Source organism: Rothia sp. 110740021-2, from assembly GCF_054263775.1.
Genome location: NZ_JBSZFE010000001.1, coordinates 1,099,227 through 1,125,113 on the forward strand (window position 1 = coordinate 1,099,227; position 25,887 = coordinate 1,125,113).

20 protein-coding genes and 1 tRNA gene are annotated in these 25,887 nt (G+C 59.4%); 8 read left to right on the forward strand and 13 right to left on the reverse strand.

The features are described from left to right. The first annotated feature begins 106 nt into the window (after window positions 1-106). The 5 genes from tatA (at window position 107) to ACUXHH_RS04560 (ending at window position 6,877) form a co-directional block, all read left to right on the forward strand. Window positions 107-343, forward strand: coding sequence for a Sec-independent protein translocase subunit TatA (tatA, locus tag ACUXHH_RS04540; RefSeq protein WP_254756005.1), 237 nt, complete (start codon window positions 107-109; stop codon window positions 341-343). Between the two features lie 132 nt (window positions 344-475). Next, complete coding sequence (gene tatC, locus ACUXHH_RS04545) at window positions 476-1,357, forward strand: twin-arginine translocase subunit TatC (protein ID WP_458390907.1); 882 nt, start codon at window positions 476-478, stop codon at window positions 1,355-1,357. Window positions 1,358-1,560: 203 nt separating this feature from the next. After that, on the forward strand, window positions 1,561-4,602 hold the full coding sequence (locus tag ACUXHH_RS04550) for a DEAD/DEAH box helicase (protein WP_458390908.1): 3,042 nt from the start codon (window positions 1,561-1,563) through the stop codon (window positions 4,600-4,602). A 229-nt stretch (window positions 4,603-4,831) separates the two neighbouring features. After that, on the forward strand, window positions 4,832-6,010 hold the full coding sequence (locus ACUXHH_RS04555; RefSeq protein WP_458390909.1) for an amidohydrolase: 1,179 nt from the start codon (window positions 4,832-4,834) through the stop codon (window positions 6,008-6,010). Window positions 6,011-6,142: 132 nt separating this feature from the next. Further along, the gene (locus ACUXHH_RS04560; RefSeq protein WP_279739897.1) at window positions 6,143-6,877 is read left to right on the forward strand and encodes a polyprenol monophosphomannose synthase; all 735 of its coding nucleotides are present in this window, start codon (window positions 6,143-6,145) and stop codon (window positions 6,875-6,877) included. A 220-nt stretch (window positions 6,878-7,097) separates the two neighbouring features. Here the strand turns inward: ACUXHH_RS04560 and ACUXHH_RS04565 are convergent, their stop codons facing one another. From ACUXHH_RS04565 to ACUXHH_RS04590, 6 genes are all read right to left on the reverse strand, one after another. After that, on the reverse strand, window positions 7,098-7,436 hold the full coding sequence (locus tag ACUXHH_RS04565) for an RNA polymerase-binding protein RbpA (protein ID WP_279739894.1): 339 nt from the start codon (window positions 7,434-7,436) through the stop codon (window positions 7,098-7,100). Window positions 7,437-7,625: 189 nt separating this feature from the next. Next, complete coding sequence (locus ACUXHH_RS04570; RefSeq protein WP_279739892.1) at window positions 7,626-8,621, reverse strand: SPFH domain-containing protein; 996 nt, start codon at window positions 8,619-8,621, stop codon at window positions 7,626-7,628. Window positions 8,622-8,698: 77 nt separating this feature from the next. Then, complete coding sequence (locus ACUXHH_RS04575) at window positions 8,699-9,148, reverse strand: NfeD family protein (RefSeq protein ID WP_458390910.1); 450 nt, start codon at window positions 9,146-9,148, stop codon at window positions 8,699-8,701. Window positions 9,149-9,698: 550 nt separating this feature from the next. Beyond that, window positions 9,699-10,769, reverse strand: a complete 1,071-nt coding sequence (trpD, locus tag ACUXHH_RS04580; RefSeq protein WP_458390911.1) for an anthranilate phosphoribosyltransferase — start codon at window positions 10,767-10,769, stop codon at window positions 9,699-9,701. Between the two features lie 109 nt (window positions 10,770-10,878). Then, window positions 10,879-11,232: a HesB/IscA family protein gene (locus ACUXHH_RS04585; protein WP_005506039.1), complete on the reverse strand. Its 354-nt coding sequence runs from the start codon at window positions 11,230-11,232 to the stop codon at window positions 10,879-10,881. 290 nt (window positions 11,233-11,522) lie between these two features. Beyond that, window positions 11,523-12,917, reverse strand: coding sequence for a M20/M25/M40 family metallo-hydrolase (locus tag ACUXHH_RS04590; RefSeq protein WP_458390912.1), 1,395 nt, complete (start codon window positions 12,915-12,917; stop codon window positions 11,523-11,525). Window positions 12,918-13,043: 126 nt separating this feature from the next. On the opposite strand from ACUXHH_RS04590, the gene ACUXHH_RS04595 reads away from it, so the two are divergent. Further along, window positions 13,044-13,673, forward strand: coding sequence for a DUF3043 domain-containing protein (locus ACUXHH_RS04595; protein ID WP_314077792.1), 630 nt, complete (start codon window positions 13,044-13,046; stop codon window positions 13,671-13,673). Between the two features lie 651 nt (window positions 13,674-14,324). Here the strand turns inward: ACUXHH_RS04595 and ACUXHH_RS04600 are convergent. The 6 genes from ACUXHH_RS04600 to ACUXHH_RS04625 all read right to left on the reverse strand — a co-directional run bounded on the left by ACUXHH_RS04600 (window position 14,325) and on the right by ACUXHH_RS04625 (window position 21,022). Continuing rightward, window positions 14,325-15,413, reverse strand: a complete 1,089-nt coding sequence (locus tag ACUXHH_RS04600; RefSeq protein ID WP_458390913.1) for a quinone-dependent dihydroorotate dehydrogenase — start codon at window positions 15,411-15,413, stop codon at window positions 14,325-14,327. A gap of 90 nt (window positions 15,414-15,503) precedes the next feature. Beyond that, complete coding sequence (locus tag ACUXHH_RS04605) at window positions 15,504-16,295, reverse strand: isoprenyl transferase (protein ID WP_005509086.1); 792 nt, start codon at window positions 16,293-16,295, stop codon at window positions 15,504-15,506. Between the two features lie 261 nt (window positions 16,296-16,556). Continuing rightward, the gene (gene recO / locus ACUXHH_RS04610) at window positions 16,557-17,408 is read right to left on the reverse strand and encodes a DNA repair protein RecO (RefSeq protein ID WP_458390914.1); all 852 of its coding nucleotides are present in this window, start codon (window positions 17,406-17,408) and stop codon (window positions 16,557-16,559) included. Between the two features lie 201 nt (window positions 17,409-17,609). Further along, window positions 17,610-17,885 (reverse strand): hypothetical protein, encoded by a 276-nt coding sequence (locus ACUXHH_RS04615; RefSeq protein ID WP_458390915.1) that lies wholly within the window; start codon window positions 17,883-17,885, stop codon window positions 17,610-17,612. A 357-nt stretch (window positions 17,886-18,242) separates the two neighbouring features. Further along, window positions 18,243-19,202: an L-lactate dehydrogenase gene (locus tag ACUXHH_RS04620; RefSeq protein WP_279790344.1), complete on the reverse strand. Its 960-nt coding sequence runs from the start codon at window positions 19,200-19,202 to the stop codon at window positions 18,243-18,245. A 275-nt stretch (window positions 19,203-19,477) separates the two neighbouring features. Then, window positions 19,478-21,022, reverse strand: coding sequence for an amidohydrolase (locus ACUXHH_RS04625; protein WP_458390916.1), 1,545 nt, complete (start codon window positions 21,020-21,022; stop codon window positions 19,478-19,480). Between the two features lie 339 nt (window positions 21,023-21,361). Between ACUXHH_RS04625 and ACUXHH_RS04630 the strand changes: the two genes are divergently transcribed. Further along, window positions 21,362-22,447 carry a 2,3-butanediol dehydrogenase gene (locus ACUXHH_RS04630; RefSeq protein WP_279790348.1) on the forward strand — a complete coding sequence of 362 codons (1,086 nt, stop codon included), beginning with the start codon at window positions 21,362-21,364 and terminating at the stop codon, window positions 22,445-22,447. Between the two features lie 281 nt (window positions 22,448-22,728). Here ACUXHH_RS04630 and ACUXHH_RS04635 read toward each other — a convergent pair. Beyond that, window positions 22,729-22,814 (reverse strand) — tRNA-Leu (locus ACUXHH_RS04635). A 222-nt stretch (window positions 22,815-23,036) separates the two neighbouring features. On the opposite strand from ACUXHH_RS04635, the gene pepN reads away from it, so the two are divergent. After that, the gene (gene pepN / locus ACUXHH_RS04640) at window positions 23,037-25,709 is read left to right on the forward strand and encodes an aminopeptidase N (protein ID WP_458390917.1); all 2,673 of its coding nucleotides are present in this window, start codon (window positions 23,037-23,039) and stop codon (window positions 25,707-25,709) included. Window positions 25,710-25,887: the final 178 nt, after the last annotated feature.

A 25,887-nucleotide genomic window follows, 5' to 3' on the forward strand; every position in this document is an offset into this window, starting at 1 on the left:
TAAGCAGACACGCAGGTCTGAGCGGATCAAGCGACGGGTCTCCCGACGAGATCGACTCGGCCAACCTCAAAACATCGGAGACCTGCTTTAACTAGAAAGGCACACCATGGGCCAGATTTTCAGCCACCCCGCGACCATCATCGTCGTTATCCTCCTCATCGTCCTCCTCTTCGGCGCACCCAAGCTGCCCGGCATGGCACGTAGCCTCGGCCAGTCCATGCGCATCTTCAAGACCGAAGTTGAGGGCCTGAAGAACGACTCCAAGAAGGACCCCCGCGCGAAGGACGGCGAAGAGGTCGTCACCGCTGAGGTCGTAGACAACGGCAAGACCGAAACTAAGTAACGGTCTCGCCCCCGACGCACCAAACCCGTGCCAGCCCACCGGCCGGCACGGGTTTTGCGGCACCACCTCATAAACACCCCACCAGCCCCCTCAGCCGAATCATACACGGCACCGATACCCAGAGGACACCACGTGGCAACACCCGACCAGGACGTGCGCAACCGCAAACTCAACCCTGAAGCGCGCATGGAACTCAAGGAACACCTACGCGAATTCCGCGACCGCCTCATCAAAGCGGCTATCGCAACCATCATCGCAGCCATCATCGGTACGGTCTTCCTCTACCAGCCTTTCATTGAAATGATCTCTGCGCCCCTGCAACAGATCAATTCAGAAACCGGCCGCAACGCAAACCTGAACTACGGTAGCGTCGCATCTCCTTTCGACCAGCTGCTTAAGGTCGGTATGTACATTGGCCTGGTCATCGCTTCTCCCGTCTGGCTCTACCAGGCACTGCGATTCCTGCTGCCGGCACTGCACACCAAGGAAAAGAAGTACCTCTTCGGCTTCCTCACCGCATCTATTTTCGCGTTTGCCTGCGGTGTCGCCATCTCCTACTTCACCCTCCCCGGCGTGGTCTACGCACTGCTGAAGTTCACCCCCGTCAACGAAAGTAACTACATTGACGCGGGCGTGTACATCTCCTTCATCCTGAAGTTCGTTGTGACGTTCTCCTGCGCCTTCATCATCCCGGTGATTCTGGTTGGCGTTAACATGCTCGGCCTCATCCGAGGCAAGACCATCCTGAAGTCCTGGCGTTGGGTCGTCGTCCTCGTCGCAGTGATTGCAGCGCTGACCGCACCCGGTAGCGACATCATGATGATGTTCGTACTCATGGCGCCGCTGCTGATTTTCTTCTTCGCAGCAATCGGCATCTGCATGATCAACGACAAGCACCGCGACCGCAAGCTTGCCAAGCTGGCGCAGGGTTCAGATCAAGCAAGCCTAAACACCGCAACCAGCAGTCAAGACCTAGCGAAGATGGGTTACTTTGAGGAAGAGAAGACTTCCTAACTAAATAGAGTTTGCTTTGAGCAACGTCGCTGCAACGGGCGGGATACAGAGAACCTGTATCCCGCCCCTTTTCGCATGTTCCACAAAACCGCATCCCTCTCGCACGCCACCGATGCGCTCGCTGTTCGCCCATACCGGATTAGTACCCGTGCAGGATGCTTTCTGGAGACTCGCGGCAGGCGAACCGTTACACTGGACATACTATGAGCAAGCACCACGCACAGCACACATCCGACGCACACACTTCTAACGCACAGACTCCGGCGCAGCACACCGACTACGCTGCCGCCTACACCACATCCCGAGAGCGCGCCGCCTACGCAAAGACTACCCTCGGCGCTTTTGAGGCGTCCCTAGATTTTCCGCTGGATGATTTTCAGCGTCAGGCGTGTGCCGCCGTGGAGGCTGCCCGCTCCGTCCTCGTTGCCGCACCCACCGGTGCCGGTAAGACCATTGTGGGTGAATTCGGCATATACCTGGCGCTACGCCGCGGCATGAAAGCGTTCTATACGACCCCCATTAAGGCGCTGAGCAACCAGAAGTACCACGACTTTGTGCGCGCGTACGGTGAAGATTACGTGGGTCTGCTGACCGGCGATACGAGCATCAACACGGAAGCACCCGTGGTCGTGATGACCACCGAGGTCCTGCGCAACATGCTCTACGCCAACTCGACCACACTAACCGACCTAGGCTACGTGGTGATGGATGAGGTGCACTACCTCGCGGACCGTTTCCGCGGCGCAGTATGGGAAGAGGCAATTATTCACCTTCCCGAGCATGTAAACGTTATCTCTCTATCGGCGACGGTGTCGAACGTTGAGGAGTTCGGCGCGTGGCTGGATACGGTACGCGGCGGCACGGACATTATTGTTTCTGAGCACCGTCCGGTGCCCCTGTGGCAGCACATGATGGTCGGTCACCGTGTGGTGGACCTGTTCGTACCCGAAGACAACTCCGCACAGGGCAAGACCCAGGAGCCGGAGGAGAAGCTCTCACGCAAGCAGGCGAAGAAGGCACAGAAAGCTAAGCAGTGCGGAACAACCGTAGAGTCGGGCACCAACCCCCTGCTGGCCGGTCTGCGCCTAAACCCGCAGCTGAAAGCGCTACGCCCCGGCTTCCGTTCCGCACCGGGCCGTGGACGTTACGGTGGCAAGCGTGAACGTTTCCGTCACCGTCGTGAGGGCTGGCTGAATGAGACATTCAGCAGCGGCGGCTCGAACCGTCGCGATGGCTTCAATAATAATTATTTCAGTAACGACCGGGACTTTGATGCGCGCGGTGAGCAGAAGCCCCTGCGCCCGCAGCGCATCACCCGTCCCGAGATGGTGCGCGCCCTCGACAAGCAGGGACTGCTACCGGCCATTTGCTTTATCTTCTCCCGTGCCGGTTGCGACGGCGCAGTCAGCCACTGCGTATCCGCCGATATTACACTGACCACCCCTGAACAGCAGCAGACCATCCGCGCCTACATCGCGGAAGCAACATCCCACCTAGACACCCGCGACCTGAACACCCTCGGCTACTACGAGTGGCGTGACGGCCTCATTCGCGGTATCGCCGCACACCACGCCGGCTTACTGCCACTGTTCAAGGAGGTTGTAGAAACCCTCTTCGCACAAGGCCTCATCAAGCTGGTCTTCGCCACCGAAACCCTCGCACTGGGCATCAACATGCCTGCACGCACCGTCATCCTGGAGAAGCTCACCAAATACAACGGCGAATCCCACGTGGACATCACCCCCGGTGAATACACCCAACTAACCGGACGCGCCGGCCGCCGCAGCATCGACATCGAAGGCCACGCGGTTGTCATGTGGCGCCCCGGCATGTCCCCGGAACACGTGGCAACCCTTGCCTCAACCCGCACCTACCCGCTGAACTCCTCATTCCGCCCCACCTACAATATGGCGGCAAACCTCATCGCCTCCTACGGCGCCGAACGCACCCGCAAAATCCTGGAATCCTCCTTCGCACAGTTCCAGGCAGACAAATCGGTCGTGGGCGTCGCCTCCCGCGTACGCAAAAACGAAAACGCCCTCGAAGGCTACCGCGAAGCAATGGCATGCCACCTGGGCGACTTCACCGAGTACGTCCAGCTCAGCCGCCACATCGCCGAACTGGAAAAGAAGGCATCCAAGAGCAACGAACGCCACGCACGCGCGCAGGCACACCACAGCATCCAGCAGCTATTGCCGGGCGACATCATCTACATTCCACATGGCCGCTCCCGCGGCTACGCAGTCGTCGTCACCCGCTCCGATTCGCACGCCGACCCGCGCATCGGCATCGTTACCGAGGACGCGCACCAGCGCGCCGCCTCAACTCGCGACTTCGAAGGCGCCATCGAACCGGTCTCACGCATCAAAATCCCCAAGCGCCTGAGCCTCAAAACCGCCAAGGAACGCCGTGATACCGCAAGCCGCATGCGCCAGGCACTCTACGACGGCCGCGCCCCTCGAGCGCTCGCACAGCAGAACATCCCGGCTCGTCAGAACAGCGTTGACGCACAACTGGAGGCTCTGCAGGCTCAGCTGCGTAACCACCCGTGCCACGGCTGCTCCGACCGCGCGAACCACATGCGTTGGGCTGAGCGCTGGCAGAAGCTCAACTCTGAAACGGAAGGGTTGCGCCGTCAGATTGCCCGCCGCACCAACACGATCGCGCAGGTCTTCAACCGCATTGCGCGCCTGCTGGAAAGCTACGGCTACGTCGAGCGCACCGCGGATAACGAATTATCGCTAACTACCGGCGGCCAGGCTCTGCGCCGCATCTACGGCGAGCGCGACCTGCTGACCGCTCTGTGCCTAGACGCGCACTTCCTCGATGGACTGGAACCCGCCGCCATCGCGGCAACCGTTGCCGCACTGACCTACCAGGGTAAGCGCGACGCGGTGGAATACCTGGCTCACTACCCGCACCCGTCCCTGCGCGCACCCATTGCGACGATTACGCAGCGCCTTGCCGACCTGAACGCAGCTGAGGAACAGTTCAAGGTCACCCCGACCCCGACATGCGACTTCGGTCTGGTCGAACCCATGTACGCCTGGGCGAACGGCGCGCACCTCGCAAAGGCAATCGAGGACACCGGCCTTGCCGCCGGCGACTTCGTGCGCTGGGCAAAGCAGGTACTGGACGCACTGGACCAGATCGCGCACATCCGCTCACTGGACCCGGTGATTCGCGCCCGCTGTGAAGAGGCGATTGAGGCGGTCCGCCGCGGTGTGGTCGCCCTGGACGTCTAACCCGCACCTCAGTGCTACACCGTACCCAACCGGTTCGGGCTACCACCCCCGCCACTGTGCATTGTTCTGCATCATCTAAGTTCCCCCTCATCTAAGGACGAACGAACTACCGTAGGTAGCGGGGGTGCTTCTATACTCAAATGAGATGCTCAGCTGAGCTACGCGGGCACAACTGAAGTACCCGCCCTCGTGTGCGCTTTCGGCGCGCCTCAACGGTGAAAGGATTCTAATGTCTACCCGTATTTTTGTAGATGGTAGCGTGTACAGCCCGGTCGACCCGTACGCAACCGCAATGCTAGTCGAAGACGGATTCGTCCGCTGGGTTGGTTCCGATTCAGGCGCACGTTCAATTGCTGACGAGTCAGCTACCATCACCGAACTTGACGGCGCCTTACTAACCCCCGCCTTCGCGCGCGCACTGGCACCGGTCACAGGCAAGGAAGCACCCGAAATCCTCGACTACCTGCAGGCATACCGCGCAGCCGGCTACCACACGCACACCCTACTCGCCGGCATGGAGGACGTCCCCGACCTCGTCTCCGCTCTCAGCTACTACAGCGCCGAACACGGCACACCCGACATCCGCTTCATCCTCAACGCCACCGGCATTGAGACCGACGAACTAATCAGTGCCATCAAGGCACTACGCCCCCTCACCGAAGGCGAACGCGCCGTCAAGGGCCTGCAGCTGGTCGGCATCTTTGTCGCACCCACCGAGGCCCCCGCAACAGCGCAGGTAGCCGAAGACGCCGCACTCCTGCTCTCTATAGATGCATCCACCGGCTTCACCACCGCAGCCGATGCCGCACTCACCGTACGCAAAAACCACCCCTGGCTGTCCATACGCCTCGACGCAGCAATCAGCACCCCGCAAGACCCCGTCACCGACGAATACCTCACCAAACTGGCAGAAGCACGCATCAACCTCGGTCTGAGCGTCTGCGAACCCGAAGAAGATGAAGCAGCCAGCGACACCGTCCAGGCACTCCTCGCACACGCTGGGGGAGAGGCGCGTGAGTCGGTAGCCTCCGTAGCACGCCGCGCAAACGCAGTTGGCACCTCCATTGCGCTCGGCTCTGACACTCAGCTCTACGCACCCGGCACCTGGTCCCTCATCCGCGAACTCGTCAACGACGAACATGGCATCTCCGCCCGCAGCGCCTTCGCCGCCCTCACCCGCGGCGTATACCGCCTAGCACACGAAGAAAACCCCTTCACCGGCCAGCTAACCCCCGACACCCCCGCATACGTAGCACAGTGGCGCGTCGAAGCCCTCATGGTCCAGGCGCCCGACTCCCGCGTAGCATCGTGGAGTACTGACCCTCGCGCTCGCATTCCGCTGCTTCCGGTGCTGGATGAGCATGTGGAACTGCCCGTCCTGGAATCTATTTACACTGAAGGTAAATAATTTTTAGCTTGTCAACACTTTTTTAGGCGGTTTAGAGCAGTGGAGGCCCCCAATGGTTCAGTTGCTCAAATGTTTACCCGGTATAATAGATACCTAAACTGCCTGTTTTATATGCACCTGTGAGGGAGTAATATGCGCGTTCTAACTGTCATCCCAACGTATAACGAGAAGGAGAACCTGCCCATCGTGGTAGAGCGTCTTCGCAAGGCAGCACCCGAGGTGGATATTCTCGTGGTGGATGATAACAGCCCCGATGGTACCGGTCAGATTGCTGATGAGCTATCAGCTAAGGATTCCCAGATTCACGTTCTGCACCGCACCGTTAAGGACGGTCTGGGTGGCGCATACCTCGCTGGCTTCGACTGGGGTCTTGAGGCAGGCTACGACGTTCTGATTGAGATGGACGCTGACTGCTCGCACCAGCCTGAGCAGCTTCCTTCTCTGGTTCGTGCTGTGGAGGCAGGCGCTGACCTGGCTATTGGTTCGCGTTACGTTCCCGGCGGCAAGACCAAGAACTGGCCGGCTCACCGCCAGATTCTCTCTCGCGGCGCCAACCTGTACACCCGCCTGATTCTGGGTACCTCCATTAAGGACATCACCGCTGGTTTCCGTGCGTACCGTCGTGAGGCCCTGCAGCGTCTGAACCTTGAGGGTATCGACTCGAAGGGCTACGTATTCCAGGTTGATCTGGCGTGGCGTTCTGAGCAGGCTGGCCTGAACATTGTTGAGGTTCCGATTACTTTTGTTGAGCGTGAGATTGGCGCTTCGAAGATGGACGGCAACATTATCTTTGACTCTATGTCTAAGGTGACTCGCTGGGGCATGGCTAACCGCGTTCAGAAGCTGAAGAAGGCCCTGGGCAAGTAAGCCGGTAGCTTTTTGCGCAGATGCTTCTCGCGCCTAAGCTTTAAACGAAAGATAGAGGCGGATACGTAACGTATCCGCCTCTATCTTTTTACGCTTTGTGTAGCGCTCTTTCCTGGCTCATGTACCCACGGAGTCAGCGCTAAAACGGTAGAAGCCCGCTAAAGTGCGAGTTGCTCTTAGCGGGCTTCTACAGCGTTTCTACAGCATGTCTACGGTGCTTTTAGAGCGCGTAGTGCTTGCGGTAGTATTCCAAACGGCCTTCCAGAGTCTTTTCCAGCTCTTCGATGCTACGACGTTCCATGAGCATATCCCAGTGGGTACGTGCGGGCTTCCCCTCTTCGGCGTCTGCGGTGGAGTCGCCGTTGACGAGGTAGGCTTCCTTACCGGACTTTGCGGTCCATACCGAGGGGATTTCTGCTTCTGCCGCGAAGGTCACGAAAACGCGGTCACCGTCTGCGGTACGGTATTCGACGCGCTGGCGGGGCGCGGGCTGTACGTTCGATTCGGTTTCCATCGACTGGGAACCCAGGCGCATACCGCGCAGGCTACGATCGCTCATTTTTCCTCCAGTGTCGTCGGGTGCGCTCTTTGGCGCTTTAGGCGTAACGTTGGGCGGGGGAGAGCTATTCCCTCGAACGTTTACAAAACATCTATTATATCGGTAATAGTCTCCACCCGCCCAGCGTGGTGGTGTTTATTCGGCGTGATTTTTGGTAATTCACGCCTTTTTATGCGTTAGATTTCGCGTTTAGCTGTTGATGCCGTAGCTTCCGGATGCCTGCGGTGCGCTCTTGGGTGCCGCCGCTGCAGGCTTCTTCGGTGCGCCTGCCAGGTCGGATGCGGGCAGGGTGCCAAATGCGTTGCCCAGACCGCGCAGTGCATCGCCGAGTTCGGTCGGGATGAACCAGAGCTTGTTGGCGTCACCTTCGGCGAGCTTGGGCAGGGTCTGCAGGTACTGGTAGGTGAGCAACTGCTGGCTGGGGTTGGATTCGTGGATTGCCGCGAATACCTTCTGCACGGCTTCTGCTTCACCGTTTGCCCGCAGGATTGCGGACTGTGCGTCACCTTCTGCACGAAGGATCTGTGCCTGTTTTTCACCCTCTGCACGCAGGATGGCTGCGCGGGATTCGCCCTCTGCGGTCAGAATGTCGGACTGCTTCTGGCCTTCTGCGGTGAGGATTGCGGCGCGGCGGTCACGCTCTGCACGCATCTGCTTCTCCATGGAGTCCTGAATGGATGCCGGGGGCTGGATTTCCTTGATATCCACGCGGGAGACGCGCAGGCCCCAGCGTCCGGTGGTCGAGTCGAGTACCCCTCGCAGCTCCGCGTTGATCTGGTCGCGGGAGGTGAGGGTCTGCTCCAGGTTCAGGCCACCGACGACATTACGCAGAGTTGCGCTGGTCAGTTCATCCACGGCGCGAATGTAGTTGGTAATTTCGTAGGTCGCCGAGCGGGGGTCGGTGACCTGGAAGTACACGACGGTGTCGATGCCGACCACGAGGTTATCTTCGGTGATCACAGACTGCGAGGGGAAGGAAACGACCTGTTCACGCAGGTCAATCAGGGGCAGCACACGGTCAATCACGGGGATGACGATGTGCAGGCCGGGGTTGAGAACGGCGTGGAACTTACCCAGTCGTTCGACGATGCCGGCTCGTCCCTGCGGGATAACGCGCACGGTCTTTGCGAGCATCGTCAGTACAAAGAGAATGAGTAGGACTGTCAAAATAAGGCTGATAGGCATTGCTTCTCCTTATGGGTGAGTTATATGGTGTGTTTTTGTATCTGAACCTGCTTCTAGAGCCGGTATTCAGATGGGTCTTAAGCGTAGGGGAGAGGCTCTACGATTGCAGTAGCACCCTCGATGGCTCGCACCCTCGCGTGTGATCCTGCAACAAGCGTTCCGGAGGCGGTGCGCGCCGTCCAAGTGTCGCCCGATAGTACCACCAAGCCGGTTTCACTAGTCACGTCTTGAGTGACGCGCACCTCAGAACCAATGAGCGCTTCGGCATTAGTGACAGCTCCGGTGGCTGTTTTATTAAGTTTTTTCAGCAGCGGCGGGCGCAGACCAAGAACCAGAATCAGGCAGGTCACCACGAAAATAACGGTTCGAATCAACATGTTATCCACGAAGGGTGATATTGCTGCAGTGACGCCTGCGCTAATTGCCAGCATGAGAAAGAACAGGTCGAGGCTGAGCATTTCTATGACGGCGAAAACGAGTGCGAGTGCGACCCAGAGTGTCCAGGGTGTCTCAAAGAGCCAATCCACGAGTTTTCTCCTTTGATGTACATCAACCGGCGTGGTTGACACTGAATCTGTACACGAGGCAAGAACACCTTCGTGATGCGGGGTATATCCATTATTCCAGGTGGATTGAGTACTGTCGACGGTTCTGGTGACCGGGTGAGGTTAATACATGAACTGTTAAGACTTTATTTAGATACGGGGAATCTTGGGTTCATTCTAGACCTCCCTAAAAAGCCGATAATATACATTATGTAAAGTAAACCTATTTTTCACTACCCCACCGGCTGCCCACGGATGGTTTATACGTTCTAGCTGGCACGGACCAAACCGGGACTCCTGATAATGAAACTGTTGCGACTGCACTGTTCCATGCGGGAGCTCGGGATCCGCACCCCTCGCATCTTTCTCTGCGCTCAGCGCACCTCAGCTAGCCGTACACTCACATGCTCCGAACCTCTGACTCCTCAGTACGTCCCGTTAAACGACAAACACCCGAGACAAGCTCACACCATTCAGTGCGCCCCATCTCGGGTGCCTATCATCAGCTACTGAGCTTCTTTATTCTGCATGCTTATTCTGCGTGCTTAGAGCTGAACTCTACCCAGGCGTTAAGCACACGCTCTGCTGCACCGGATGCAATAGATTCGCGTGCATCAGCCAATGCCTGTGTGAAGCGAGCCTCAAAACTTTCGCCGTTGGTCGGGCGGTACGCGACCAGGCCTGCGGCAGCGTTCATCACCACAGCGTCGTGAATGGCACGCAGCGGGCTCTTCGGGGCCTCGCCCTCCCCCGCCAAAATTGCACGGAAAACGCCCGCGTTGTACTCGGCGTCGCCACCACGCAACTGCTCCAGCGGTGCGTTCTGCAGACCATACTCGGTCGGATCAAAACGGTACTCGGTCAGTTCACCGTCTACGGCCTCCCACAGGCAGCTCGTGGTGGCGATGGTCAGCTCATCCAGGCCGTCATTACCACGGAAAATCAGGGCGTGATCTCTGCGCTCCGCGAAGACGTGAGCCATCTTCTCAGCCATGACCGGGTTAGCAACACCGATAGCTGAGGACTTCACGCGAGCCGGGTTCGTCATGGGACCCAGGTAGTTGAAAGCGGTCGGAATGCCCAGCAGGCGGCGAGTCGGGCCCACGTGGCGCATTGCCGGGTGGAAGGTCATCGCAAACAGGAACGTGATGCCGGTCTCGCGAGCGCATTCGGCGACTGCGGGAATGGGCATGTCGAGGCGGATTCCGAGGGCTTCGAGGACGTCTGCGGAGCCGGATTTGGAGGTGGATGCACGGTTGCCGTGCTTGACGACGGTGGCGCCGGTGCCTGCGATGACGAGGGCTGCCATGGTGGAGATGTTGACGGTGTTTTGCTGGTCGCCGCCGGTGCCGACGATGTCTACGGCGTGGGGGTCGATGTCGACGGTTTCGGCTTTGGCGATCATGCCGGCTGCGAGTGCGCCGAGTTCTTCGGGGGTTTCGCCTTTGGAGTGGAGGGCGGTGAGGAAGGATGCGAGGATCGGCTGTTCGGTTTGGCCGGTCATGATTTGGTCCATTGCCCAGGCGACTTCGGTGTCGGTGAGGTTTTGGTGTTTGACGAGCTGGTTGAGGATGTATTTCCAGGTGATTTCGTGCGTAGTCATGTGTTAAGTGTAAAACCCCCGCCGCGTATCTGCATGGTTGGTTGCAGGATGCGAGACGGGGGTTTGTTAGGCGTGTTGCGCTTTAGTGGCGCGGGTGGGTGCCTTCGGTTTAGTGGAAGGAGTCACCGCATGCGCAGGAGCCTGCTGCGTTGGGGTTGTCGATGGAGAAGCCCTGCTTTTCGATGGTGTCTTCGAAGTCGATGGTGGAGCCGTCGAGGTAGGGTGCGCTCATCTTGTCGACGATGACTTCTACGCCGTCGAAGTTGCGGACTGCGTCGCCGTCGAGGACGCGCTCGTCGAAGTAGAGCTGGTAGATGAGGCCGGAGCAGCCGCCGGGCTGGACGGCGATGCGCAGGCGCAGATCGGTGCGGCCTTCCTGTTCGAGGAGGGTGCGGACCTTGGTCTGTGCTACTTCGGTGAGGTTGACGCCGTGGGTCGGCAGTTCGGTGGTGGTTTCACTCATTGGTGTTGTCCTTTTGTTTGGTTGGTTGCCCATGTGCGCCGCGTGTGGGTGCGTGTGGGCGTTTTAGCCTTCACGATACGCGCCCGGGTGTTTGATGTACAACCTAGGGTGTGCATAGTTCGCCGGGGGCGTGAGTGTTGGTGTGGGGGCTTGACATGTAATTCTGCTTCTAGAATACCGAAAAAGTGGGGGTTGGGGTTTGTGACCCTTCTCCCCCACTTTTTGTGGCTGTTTCTCCCCCGCGCTTCCTGAAACTTTCTATCCGAGTGGGTACAGGTTAGCAAGCGCGTTTAGCGGGCGCCGAGTGCGCTGAGCAGTAGCGCCTCCGCGAGGATTGCGTTCTTGAAGTCCGGGATGTAGAGGGACTCGTTGGCGCTGTGTGCGCGGGTATCGGGGTCTTCTACGCCGGTGACGAGGATTTGTGCCTGCGGGAAGATGTCCTTCAGGTCGGAGATGAACGGGATGGAGCCGCCCATGCCGGTCTGTACGGGTTCGACGTCCCAGGCGGCGTGCATTGCGTCGAGGGCGGTCTGTGCGCCGTCTGCGTCGACTTCGGTGGCGAAGGGCATGCCGGAGTCAACGGCGGTGTAGTTCGCCTGTGCGCCGTGGGGTGCGTGTGCTTTGATGTGTTCGGCGAGTGCGCGGTGTGCGTTTTCGGGGTTGTCGCCGGGTGCTAGGCGGGTGCTGATGCGTGCGCGGGATACGACGGCGAGGGTGTTGGAGGAGGTTGCGATGGAGGGGATGTCCATGCCGATGACGGAGATTGCAGGCTGGGTCCACAGTCGGGAGGCAACGCTACCGGTGCCTGCCAGGGGTACGGTGTCAAGGATTCCGGAGTCGTTGCGGAAGTCTGCTTCGGCGTATTCGAGTTCGGGTTCGGGGGCGCGGTGTAGGCCTTCGACGGCTACGGCGCCGGTGGCGTCGTGCAGTGTGGCGATGAGCTGTGCCATGAGGGTGTGGGCGTCGAGCATGGGGCCGCCGAACATGCCGGAGTGGATGGCGTGGCTACCGACGCGTACTTCGATGTCGCCGGATGCGACGCCGCGTAGGCTGGTGGTCAGTGCGGGTACGCCGGCGCGCCAGTTGGCGGAGTCTGCGACGACAATGTAGTCGGCGGACAGTTCCTCACGGTAAGTGTTGAGGAAGGCGACGAAGGAGGGTGAGCCTGCCTCTTCTTCACCCTCAATGAAGAGCTTCACGCCGAGCTTGAAGTCTTCGCCGAGAGTTTCGTTGAGGGCTGCGAGCGCGGCGAGGTGTACGAGGATGCCTGCTTTGTCGTCTGCTGCGCCGCGACCGTAGAGGCGGTCACCCTTGCGGGTTGCGACGAAGGGGTCGGTGTCCCACAGGTCGAGGTCGCCGGCGGGCTGCACGTCGTGGTGGGCGTAGAGCAGGATGGTCGGGTAGCCTTCTGCGGCGGGGCGGGAGGCGATGACGGCGGGCATGCCCTGCTTTTCGGTGCCGTCTGCGGTGGTGTAGGTGGCGCGTTCGATGCGTACGTTGTCGAAGCCTGCCTTGGTTGCGAGCGCGGCGACTGCTTCGGCGCTGCGGTCTACTTGGGTGAGGTCGTGCGATTCCCAGGCGATGGAGGGAATGGCGACGAGCTCGGTGAGGGTCTGCAGGTTTGCTTCGAAGTTTTTGGTGACGGTGTCGCTCAGGGCGCTGTGGTGGGTGAATTCAGTAGTCATATTTCTACCTTACCCCCACCTTGGCCCTGTCTTGGCCCCAACCGCCGGGTGGTTGGGTTCGTTTCAGTTGCTGGTGTGGGCTTGTGGGGGCGGGTTTGGTGTGTGCCGTTCGGGTATGATGGGAGGGTGTTTGGTCGTAAGAAAGAGAAGGCTGAAGCGGAAGCTGTTCAGCCGCAGGTTGTAGAGGAGCCTCAGGCTCCGGTTAATCCGAAGTTCACCCCGAAGAAGGGCCGTCCTACTCCTTCGCGTAAGGAGCAGCAGGCGGCTCGTCGTCAGCCTCTGGTTGTTAATGACCGTAAGGAGGCGAAGGCTCGTGAACGTGAGGCGATGGCGAAGGCTCGTGAGCGTCAGAATGATGCGTTGATGGGTGGCGATCAGCGTTACCTGCCCGCTGTGGACCGTGGTACGCAGCGCCGTTATATCCGTGATTATGTGGATGCGCGCCGTAACCTTGGCGATATTATGCTGGCTGTGCTGCTGGTCCTGCTCATTGGTGGCTGGATTGCTCAGGGCGTGGCGGGTACGTCTTCTGCGGCGGCGCCGATTTATTACGGTTCCGTGTACGCAATGTATGCGCTGATGATTCTGTGGGTTGTTGACTACTTCATTTTGTGGCGTGGCTTGAAGAAGAAGCTGATTGCGAAGTTCGGCGAGGTTCAGCGTGGTTCTGGTATGTACGCGTTTAACCGTGTGATGATGATTCGTCGTATGCGCCGCCCGGTTCCGATGGTGAAGTACGGTGAGTACCCGCACTAAGTCTTAGTGCCTTATAGGTACTTGGGGAGAGGTCCTGAAGGTTCAGGCCTCTCCCCTATTTTTGTGTTCTTATTTTTATGTTCTTACATGAGGAGCCACATATGCTCCGAGAAGCTACTTCTTTGAAGGTTTCCGTATAGTCTCCAGTTTGAATTGAGTAATTTTCATTCAAGACCCAAGCGCGAATCGTCTTCCAAGCCGAAAATCGACTTGTCTCGATATCCCTATTCCGGTGCCTCAGGCTTGGGGTCATTCTGGGCGGTCCCTTTGAATCAGTAGGGCGGTACTCCCCATCCGGTGCCTTTGAGCCGCCCGAGTAGCAGCGGACAGTAGACGGGGTGGCACTCGCCGAAGGCGGCTCAGATGCTGAAGCCGACTCACTAGGCACGGCGGAGGCGGTGGCTGCCGCCTCATTATTCGCCTTCTGGCCACACACCGCGAGCAAGGCGCCAAGGCCCACGAGTGCGCCGCTACCCAGCAGGCGCGACAATTCAATGCTTTATACGTCAAATAACTATGCGTGCTATCGGCGGAATAGAGGGCACACAAAAAGGGGGCACCGCCTCCACCCCAACGGGTAGAGAACGGTGCCCCCTTTCAGCACGCCGAATCAGCACACGGGGAGCAAAAAGCCCCCTGCCTGTAAACCTTTTAGCGGCGAGCGCGGCGCAGCTTCACCAGGCCACGGTTAATGTGTGCCGCCCAGAGCGGGCCCTCGTACAGGAAGGCGGTGTAGCCCTGCACCAGGTCAGCGCCAGCGTCCAGGCGCTCCTGCACATCCTCAGCGGTGGTCACACCGCCAACGGAGATGATGGCGAGGTCGTCGCCGATTTCACGCTTGAGCAGGCGCAGCACCTCCAGGGAGCGGGGCTTCAGCGGCGCACCGGAGAGGCCGCCGGCACCGATTTCCTTGACCTTGGTCATGTCGCTGGTCAGGCCCAGGCCGTCGCGGGCGATGGTGGTGTTGGTGGCGATGATGCCGTCCAGCTTCAGTTCCTTAGCCAGGGCTGCCACCTCGATAACGTCCTCATCGACCAGGTCCGGCGCGATCTTCACGGTCAGCGGTACGTGGCGGTTGGGGCATACGCGGTCTGCCTCTTCACGCACGGCGGCAAGCAGCGGGCGCAGCGACTCGATAGCCTGCAGGGTGCGCAGACCCGGAGTGTTCGGGGAGGAGACGTTGACGACCAGGTAGTCTGCCTGCGGTGCCAGGGTGCGGGTAGAAATCAGGTAGTCCTCGATAGCGTTATCGAGCTCGACGACCTTGGTCTTGCCGATGTTCACACCAATGACGGGGCGTACGGCGCCGCGGTATTCGGTTTCGAGGTCTGCGCGGGCGGCGGCTACGCGCGGGCCTGCCGCTGCGGCACCGTCGTTGTTGAAGCCCATGCGGTTGATGACCGCCTTATCTTCCACAAGGCGGAAGAGGCGCGGCTGCGGGTTGCCCGGCTGCGCCTGACCGGTGATGGTACCGATCTCGACGTGGCCGAAGCCGATACCAGCCAGCGCGGCAATGCCCTTACCGCCCTTGTCGAAGCCTGCAGCCAGACCAAACGGCGAGGGGAAAGTAATGCCCATGACGGTAGTTGCCAGTTCGGGTGCGGCCTGGAAGTACTTGCGCAGCGCGCGGGTGATGCCGACGTTACGCAGGGTCTGAACGCCCCAGAAGCCGACGTGGTGTGCCTTCTCGGGGTCCATGCCTTTGAAGAAGATGTTGAAGAAGGTCGGGTAGATGCGCATTTATTCTCCCTAGTGTTGGAGGGTGTGGGTGGTTTATGGGGCTATGAGCCGGGCGTGCCGGGTCTGTATGCCGGTTTGTATGCCTGGGGGTTACTTGTCGTTGGCGACGGCGTCAACAGCGCCACCGTAGCGGCGGTCGCGGCGCGCGTACTCTTCGACAGCTTCCCAGAGGGTGCGGCGGTCAACGTCGGGCCAGAGCACGTTCATGAAAATCATCTCGGCGTAGGCGCTCTGCCAGAGCAAAAAGTTCGAGATGCGCTGCTCACCGGAGGAACGCAGGAACAGGTCAACGTCGGGCAGGTCGGGCTCGTCCAGGTATTTCTGGATGGTCTTTTCGGTAATATTGCCGGGCTTGAGCTTGCCCGCCACTGCGTCCGCCGCGATAGCTGCCGCCGCGTCGGCGATTTCTGCGCGGCCGCCGTAGTTCACGCACATGGTGAGGGTGCAGACGGTGTTGTCGATGGTTTCACGCTCGCAGTGTTCGAGCTCTTCGATGACGTTCTTCCACAGCTTGGGTCGGCGGCCAGCCCAGCGGATGCGCACACCCCAGGTCTTGAGGGTTGCCAGCTGACGCTGCAGCACCTCGGTGGAGAAACGCATAATGAACGCAACTTCGCTGGGTGAGCGCTTCCAGTTTTCGGTGGAGAACGCGTAGGCGGTCACGTACGGGATACCCATTTCGATAGCGCCCGCAACGACGTCCAGCAGTGCCGCCTCGCCGGCGCGGTGGCCCTCGGTGCGGGGCAGGCCGCGTTCGTTGGCCCAGCGTCCGTTACCGTCCATGACAACAGCAACATGCTGCGGAATGAACTTCTTCGGAATCGGCGGCGGGGTTGCCCCGGTGGGGTGTGCCGGCGGGGGTACGGGCTGGGTGCGTGCCATGTGTGCCTTTCTTCCCTGGCGGGTTCTCCCCCGGGGTCGTTTGCCTAGATATGCGCCAGATATAAACCTGGTGTGCTGTTAGCTATTTTACCGTGACACAGCGCGCATGGGCGGGTGCTTCAGGGGTTATTTTGCGTCCTGGTTGACCCATGTTTGACGCACCCATGTGCATCTGCGCTGTGCCGACTGTTCCGGGTGGGTTCTGGCGGGTCTTTGCTATGCCGACCGGTCTTTACTGAGCCAATTTTTACTGCCCCGGTTTTACGGTGCAGGATTCTCCGCTTCGAGGGCACTCGCCGTTTTGAGGGGGTGTTCAAGCAGGTTCTGGGTGGTTTTCAGGTAAAGTCCCAGAACTTTGGAGGCAACCGGCACGGGTGCGGTGTCAATCGTCGCCCAGGCGCGCGGATCCGCCGATGCGGTGGCGAGCGCATAGCCGAGCTCTTCGGCGCGCAGGCCGGTTAGGGGTGTATCGGTGGCGGGTGCGCATTGGGGGCAGAGGACCGTGTGGTGCCCGTAGGTGTGGGCGGTGTGGAAGGCAATGTACCTGCCGCTTCCGCTTGTAGTACCGGGGGTGCTACTGTCTGCTCGGTTATCGCCCGGGTAATCTGCGTTCACGAGCGGGTTGCCGCATCGGGTGCAGTTTTCACCGATGAGCGGCCAGCCGGCGGCGTTCATGCTGCGCGCCAGGTAGCGGGTCAGAATCCTCTGCGGTACATGTTGGCCGTGCGCGAGCGCGGCAAGCGCCCCGTGGGTCAGGGTGTAGATGTCGGCGGTGCTGTCGGTATCTTTGGTGAGTGCTTCCGCCAGTTCGGCGATGGTAGAGGCGCATGTGTACGCATCGTAGTTCGCCATGATCGGTGCGGTGTAGGCGTGCAGGGTTACCGCCTGGGTGATGGTGTGCAGGTTGGTGCGGCCGCGGCTGAAGGACAGGTCGGTGTACATGAACGGTTCGAGTCGTCCACCGAACTTGGAGGTGGGTTTGCGTACGGCTTTGGCGACGGCGTGGGTGATTCCGCCGTCGCGGGTGAGCATGATGATGATGCGGTCGGTTTCGCCGAGTTTTTGGGTGCGGAGGATGAGGGCGGCGTCGCGCCAGGTGCGGGGTTCGCTCACGGGTTTCTCCGTTCTCGGTACATGCTCTGTGGATGTGTGGTGGATTCTCAGTCGGTGTTCGGCGGCCGCTCAGTAGACGCTCGGTAGGCGTTGAGGGCAAAAGCTACGCGGATGTTGCGGGTACGGTTCGACCCCTGCCTCGTTACCCCGTGTAGGGGTACCGGTCAGGGGTCGGTCCGTAACGTATATGTGAGGCGCTATTTAGTCCTCGTAGTCGATATCGTCGTCAATGTCGTCTTCATCGTCGAGGATTTCTTCCAGGTCGTCCTCATCTTCGTCACCGTAGACGCTGAGGGGGGTGACCTCGTTGTAGGCCTCGAAGAGGGAATCTTCGTAGGCTTCGAAGGCGTTGGCGATTTCTACGTATGCCTCATCGACGGCGGGGTCGTGCTCGCCGGTTCGGTTTACGACGGTGGTCAGGTGCGCCTCCAGTGCGTCAAGGAGGCGGGTGAGTTCGGTGCGAGGATCAATGCTCATGCCATTAATTCTACTACTTACGCGTCTATGGTGTGCTCCCGGCGGTCATACAGCGGTTTAAATGCGGGACCGTGAACGGGCACGGCAGGTAAAACGGTAGCTAGATAGCTAGAATCGCGGCGATAGTAGCAAACGCCAAAGCCAGAGCGGTATAGCCAGGTTGGTAAAACCAAGTGTGCATGCAGCACATCAAGCACCGCATAGAAATATCTCCAGACACAGCGAACCCGCCGCCCCCAGTTCCCCCACTCCTGAAGGGGGCATGTGCCGTGTGCGGCGGGTTCTTCTGTCGGTTAGCTCAGCTATACGCTGCGCCTACTGAATGTTTACTTCTTGCGGATCATGAACCCGAGAGAATTAGAAACCGAGGGAAGCTGCGGATGCGCGGATTGCCTCAGCGGATGCCTTCAGCTGTGCCAGCTCAGCCTCGTTCATGGGGACCTCGAGCACGCGCTGGATGCCCTCACGGTTCACGATGGTGGGCAGGGACAGTGCAACGTCCTTGAAGCCGTACAGCTCGCCTGCAATGGTGGTGGAGACGGGCAGGACTGCGTTCTGGCCGCCGAGGAATGCCTCAGCGATACGTGCACCGGAGATACCGATTGCGTAGTTAGTGGAGCCCTTGCCCTCGATGACCTTGTATGCTGCGCGCATTGCTTCGGTTGCCAGTTCTGCACGAACCTCTTCTGTGAAGACGAGCTTGCCGTCCTGCTCCCACTCGGAGAGAGGAACCATACCGATGTTTGCTGCGGACCAGATGGGGAACTCGGAGTCGCCGTGCTCACCGACCACATTTGCGTGAACGCTCTTGATGGAGACGCCAGCCTTGTTAGCAATCAGCCAACGCAGGCGGGAGGAGTCCAGAACGGTACCGGAGGACAGCACGCGGTTTGCGGGCAGGCCGGTAATCTTCTGGGCAACAATGGTGAGAACGTCACAGGGGTTAGTGACGAGCATGATGATTGCGTTGGGTGCTACGGACAGGATGTTCGGCAGCAGCTTCTCGAGGATTGCGACGTTTGCGCCTGCCAGTTCGAGGCGGGGCTGGCCGGGCTTCTGGCGAGCACCAGCGGTGATGATGACCATGTCGCAGTCGCGCAGCAGTTCGATGTCGTCGCCACCGGTTACGGTTGCTTCGTGTGCGAACATTGCGCCGTGTGCGATGTCCAGTGCTTCAGCGTGTGCGCGCTTGCCGTCGATGTCGTACAGGACGATTTCGTCTGCGGAGCCGCGGACCATAGCTGCGTATGCGGTTGCGCTACCGACGCCGCCTGCACCGATGACGCCGAGCTTGGTGGGGTTGTTGACACCGTTCATTGCTGTATGCCCTCTTTCGTGAGAGTTATCCGTGTGGTGCGAGAGGATTCTCGCGTGGTTTATAGGGAAGCGGGTGTGTGCCTCGGGGTTGAATTTCCTTAGGTGGTCGTTCTTCTCCGGTGGGCTCGCTCCGTTATGTTCTATTATGCCGCAAATTCTGCGTTTTGTGTTGGGTTATTTTGCTTTTTTCGATAGGTGCTGGTGACTTTATGGGCTATGAGGGGTGTTTTTCACTCATAAAACCAAATAATGACGTTCTGACCTTTTGAGCAAGCTCACATGCCGCTAAAGTAGCCCTCTACATCCACGGCACCGCCGGAAGCCTCAAAATCAGCACGAACCACCTGCGCCAACTCGTCGTCAACCAGGAAATCCAAAGCCACAGAAGCCAAACCGAACGCCGCATCCAGGGCAGCATCAACCGCCGCCGGAGTGTCCGCACAGTGCGCGAACTCCACCGTATGCATGCCGGTACCCTCGGGTGCGATCTGAATCAGAGGGTGAATGCCGGGCACACGCAGGCTCACATTACCAAAATCGGTAGAAGCCGCCAAGGTGTCGCTAACCGTGCCGGGTGGATACGGGTGGCGACCCACCGAACGCTGAGCCGAAACCCAACGCTTCAACAGCGGACGGTTCGTACGCACCGGCATGGTCATCGGTGAAGAATCCCAGGTCACCTCCGCACTCACACCAGCCATGAGCGCCGCACCGCGCAGCACCTCCTCAACCCGTCGCGACAGTGCACGCAGAGTCGGCGCATGCTTAGAACGGATATTAATATGCAGGCTCGCGGTGGCAGGAATCAGGTTCGGCGCGTCCCCACCGTGGTCAATAATCGCGTGGATACGGTCCGAACCGGGAATCTGCTGACGCAACAAACCCAAACCCTGATACGCCAGATTCGCCGCGTCCAGGGCGTTACGACCCATAAACGGGTGCGAGGAAGCGTGCGCGCTTACGCCCGTATAGGTCACGCGACATTCGCGGCGACCCAACCACGCCTGATCGGCCACATCCATAAAGTAGGGGTGCACCATAATCGCGGCATCCACCTGCTCAAACGCGCCGGCGCACGCCATCAGCTCCTTACCGGCATCAGACTCTTCGGCAGGCGTGCCGTAGTAGAGGACCCTACCGCTGAATGCCTCGGGGCCGGCGGCGAGCGCATCCACCAGGGCGAGGAAAGCACCCAGCCCGGATACCGCAATAACGTTGTGACCGCAGCCGTGGCCGATGCCAGGCAGTGCATCATATTCGGAGAGAATCGCAATGGTGCGATGTTTGGTGGGGTCGTAGTCGGCACTGGTGAGTTCCACCTTGAACGCGGTACCCAGGCCGAAGGCAGGGTACTCGATACTGAGGTTCGGGTACGCTTTGCGGACCGCATCAACGAGCGTTCGGGATGCGAAATACTCCTCGTAGGCAGTCTCAGGATGCGCGTGAATCGCCTTGAGAATTGCGGTCAAAGAATCCGCACGAGTGGCTACAGATGCGGCCAGGTCGCGGCGAATATGCGCCAGCCCACTGTCTTCATCAAGACGGTGACCGCGCCCCTTTCCGTGACCCTGGCGCTCGCCGCGGCTACGCTCCTGCTCAGGATGCGCAAGCCCACGCTTGTGGCGGTGCTCAGCGGCACGCTTACACTGCTCAGTTTCAAGGGCAAGGATCTCGGAGTACTCGCTACCGCGCACGCAATCAGCATCGGGCGCATCATAGTGGCGGGTTATTGCGGCAGGTCGGTTCGGTGTCATTCGACCGGAACTGTCAGAAGTGGGCTGGGTGTGGGCGGCGGTGCCCTGTGCGTTCGTGTCAGTCATGCTTCCACGCTACCGTCTGCGCTCGCCGGGCGCTAGATGGTCAGGCGTGATGGAGTCGAAAACATCCAAAAAGAAATATCTGTCACATAAAAGAAAATTTGTATATATCCTATGAATCTTTGATTCATTGGAGTAGCGTTAAACACATGGGAGCGACAATCCAGCCGCACCCATCACCATCCGGCGCTAGCGATGCGAATGCCGGCAGGACAGTTCACAACCGGTCCAGACCATGTCGTTTGGGCCTCTGTCAATACCGTGACAGACCCATGGATGCGAACCGTACCAGCATGCACACACCGCGGTGAGCGCCACAACCACGCTAAGGAGCTCCATCCCATGAAGGCAGCACGCTTCTACGACCGCCACGACATCCGCATTGAAGATATCCCCGCACCCGAAGCCGCTGCGGGCGAGGTTCTGGTTAAGGTCGCCTGGTGCGGCATTTGCGGTACCGACCTGCACGAATACCTGGACGGCCCCATCTTCTGCCCCCAGCACGGTCACCCCCACCCCATTTCTGGCGAGGACTCCCCCGTCACCCTCGGTCACGAATTCTCCGGTGTTGTTGAAGCACTGGGCGAAGGCGTAGACGACCTGCAGGTTGGCGACCACGTTGTTGTCGAGCCCTACATCATTCGCGATGATGTCTACACCGGCCCCGATTCCAAGGACTACCACCTGTCTAAGGACATGAACTTCATCGGCCTGGCAGGTCGCGGTGGTGGTCTGTCCGAGAAGGTTGCCGTCAAGCGTCGCTGGGTTCACAAGATTCCTAATAACATTCCCCTGGACGAGGCTGCACTGATTGAGCCCCTGAGCGTTGGCTACCACGCTGTTGAGCGTGCAGGCGAGTTCGAAGAGGGCGCATTCGCGCTGGTCACCGGTGCTGGCCCCATCGGTCTGCTAACCTCCGCAGTTCTGAAGGCTAAGGGCGCTAAGGTCATCATCTCCGAATTGTCCCCGCTGCGCCGCCAGAAGGCTCTGGACTCCGGTGTTGCTGACTACGCTTTCTCCCCCGCAGAGACCGACGTTCTCGCTGAGATTCACAAGCTGACCGACGGCCGTGGCACTGACATCGCCTTCGAGTGCACCTCCGTTCAGCCCGCACTGGATCTGATTCTGGATGCCCTTAAGCCGACCGGCAAGGTTGTCATCGTCTCCATTTGGGGCAAGCCCGCTTCCCTGGATGTGCAGAAGATTGTGCTCAAGGAGCTCGATATCCGGGGCACCATCGCATACGTGAACTCCCACCCGGAAACCATTAAGCTCGTTGAGTCCGGCAAGATTAACCTCAAGCCCTTCATCACCGGCAAGATTGCCGTGGAGGACCTAATTGACAAGGGCTTCGACACCCTGATCCACCACAACGAGACCGCTGTGAAGATTCTGGTCACCACTGACCCGGAGCGTCTGGCTGAGTAATACAGTTTCAGCTGATATAGCTGTTCTTCTAGCTTCCCTAGCGTAGCTAGTGTGGGGTGAGATTCCCTTCAAGGAGCCTCACCCCACTACTTTTTTGCGCGCTGATATATTTTGAGTGCTTCTTTGTGCCAGAAGTTTCTGCGCCTATTTTTGCAGCCCGAAAGTTTTCAGTCTGAAAGGTTTCAGCCGAGGTCTTCCCGAAAGGCGCAGGCCAGTAAACTGCTGGTGAAATTGTCCAGACATACAAAAATCCCCGGTTCCGAAGAACCGGGGATTATCTGTGCGCGAGGGGGGACTTGAACCCCCACCCTCTAATACGAGGACTAGCACCTCAAGCTAGCGCGTCTGCCTATTCCGCCACCCGCGCAGGTGACTTTCGAACGTTTTCCTTTCGGTGCCGCTCGAAGCAACACGTAATACTATACGGACTTTCTGGATACTCTGCAAATCGAATGAACATGTTCTATATCACATATTCAGGGTTGATTGATTCCCCGCATCCTGGGTGATCTTCTCGCACCGCGAGTAATATGACCGGCACGCCCACTCAACTGCCATATTTGCGGTCATAACGACTAGAATAAAAAGCATGAATAATGAGAACCTCTCCCGCGAAGAAGCCGCAGAACGTTCGGCTCTCATCAGTGTCGACACCTACGACGTGCATGTCGACCTGACTAATGCCAAGGACCCCGAATTCGAGTCCTACCCTACCGTCACCACCGTCCGATTCTCCTGCAACACCCCCGGCGCAGAAACTTTCATCGACTACATCCACCACAGCGTCGACTCCGTTAAGCTCAACGGCACCGAACTACCCCTGGCTGATGTCGTCGACGGCGCACGCATCACCCTGCCCAACCTGCAGGCAGAAAACGTGCTCACCATCCACGGTCGCTCCTACTACTCCCGCTCCGGCGAAGGTATGCACCGCTACTTCGACCCCTCCGACGGTCGCGTCTACCTGTACACCCAGTACGAGCCCTCCGACTGCCGCCGAGTCTTCCCGAACTTCGAGCAGCCCGACCTGAAGGCAGTCTTCAACTTCCGCATCACCGCGCCTAAGGACTGGGTCGTCAGCTCCAACGGCGTACTCGAAAGCCAGGTCGTAGACCCCGCCGACGACTCCATCACCAAGCGAGTCTTCTCCCCCACCGCAAAGATCTCCACCTACATCACCGCAATCGTTGCCGGCGAATACTTCACCGCAACCACCACCTACAAGCCCAAGAGCAAGGTCAACAGCGGTGACATCCCCCTGGTCGCATACTGCCGCCAGTCCCTCAAGCCGCACTTCGACTACGACCACATCTTCAAGGTCACCGAAAACGGCCTGGACTTCTTCCAGGACCTCTTCGACTACCCCTACCCGTACCCCAAGTACGAGCAGGCATTCGTACCTGAATACAACATCGGCGCAATGGAGAACCCCGGCCTGGTCACCTTCACCGAAGATTACATCTTCGTCTCCGGCGCAACTGAGGACGACCTCGAAGGCCGAACCAACACCATCTGCCACGAAATGGCACACATGTGGTTCGGCGACCTCGTCACCATGAAGTGGTGGGACGATCTGTGGCTCAAGGAGTCCTTCGCAGACTTCATGGGCACCCTCGGCGCTAAGGAAGCCAACAACTTCAACGACGCATGGGTCACCTTCGCGAACAACCGCAAGGCATGGGCATACATGCAGGACCAGTTGCCCACCACCCACCCCATCGTCGCTGACATCCCCCACCTGGAAGCAGCATCGCAGAACTTCGACGGCATCACCTACGCAAAGGGCGCATCCGTGCTCAAGCAGCTGGTCGCCTACGTCGGCTTCGACACCTTCATCGAGGCAGCACGCGTGTACTTCAAGCGCTTCGAGTGGGGCAACACCTCCCTGAACGACTTCCTGCAGGTACTCAACGAGGTATCCGGCCGCGACATGCAGGCATGGGCTAACGCATGGCTGCAGACCTCCGGCGTGTCCGCACTGGGCACCAAACGCGTCTACGGCGAAGACGGCAAGCTCACCGACCTGATCCTCACCCAGGAACTGCCCGCACAGCAGCCCGCAGGCCTGGGCCGCCCCCACGTGGCAAAGCTGGAAACCTTCGCGCTGACCGACGGTAAGCTCACCTCCACCGGCCTGCTCTCCCTCGAGTACCCGGCAGAGCCTGTCTCCGAGCACCGCGTGGAGCTCACCGAGGAGCAGAAGAAGCTCGTTGGCGAAGCTGACCTGCTCATGCTCAACGCAGAAGACCACACCTACGCCAAGGTCGCCCTGACCGACGAAGACGGCCTGCAGGCAGCTATCGAAGGTGTCTCCACCCTCGAATCCGCACTTTCCCGCGGCCTCATCTGGGGCTCCCTCTGGGAGAACGTGCGCGATGCACGCCTGCCCGTCACCACCTACGTCGACGCAGTCGTACGCAACGTCTCCAAGGAACCGAGCGCATCCCTGCTGGGCACCATGGTCAACAACGCACAGGTCGCTATCGCAACCTTCTCCGCACCCACCGGCCGCGAGCGCCTCTACGACGCTCTCTACGACTCATTCGCAGCAGCACTGGCACAGGCTAAGCCCGGCTCCGACGAGCAGCTGATTCTGCTGCGCGCCCTGATTTCGGTCTCCACCAACGCGACCAAGGGTGAAGAGCTCTGCCGCGATATTGCCCGCGGTGCTTTCGAAGACACCACCGGCGATATTGCTGACGCAACCGGCATTCCTTACGACCAGAACCTGGGTTGGAGTGCACTGGGTGCGCTCGCAAGCCGCGACCTGGTGACCGTTGAGGATCTGGACCGTGCGGCTAAGTACAGCCCCTCCTCGATTTCTTCGAATGGTTACGCGTACGCGATTGCGGCCCTGCCCTCTGCTGAGCGTAAGGCTGCCGCGTACAAGACCATCATGGAAGATGAGTCACTGTCGAACGACGCTCTGGCTTCGACCATTAACGGTTTTGCTCGCGGTCCGGTTGAACTGCGTGAGTCCTACTACGACTCCTACTTTGAGGCTCTGCTGCCCCTTTGGGCGTCCCGTTCAATTGGTATGGCGACCCGCATTGTGCGTGGCCTGTACCCGAAGGCTCCGTACAACACCGGCTCCACCGAGGGTCTGGGTGTTGAGGGTAACCCCTCCGTCGCGCTGGCTCAGCGCTGGTTGGAGGCGAACCCAGAGGCTCCTTCGGCTCTGCGTCGTCTGGTTCTAGAGGCGCAGGATCACGGCCATCGTTCAATTGTGGCCCAGAAGTTCAACGTTTCCCTACAGGACTAAGTTGCATGGTTTGAGTAGCTGAGCGGGGTGCTATGACCGCCCTGTGAGGCTCTCAGGCTAATTGATGTAGACCACCGCTTGGCACTTACCCGGTTGTAAACCGGGTGGTGTTTGGGCGGTGGTCTTTTTCGTGGCTTTCTCAGCCAAAATTTTTGTTTTGGGAGTGTCCACACGGAGG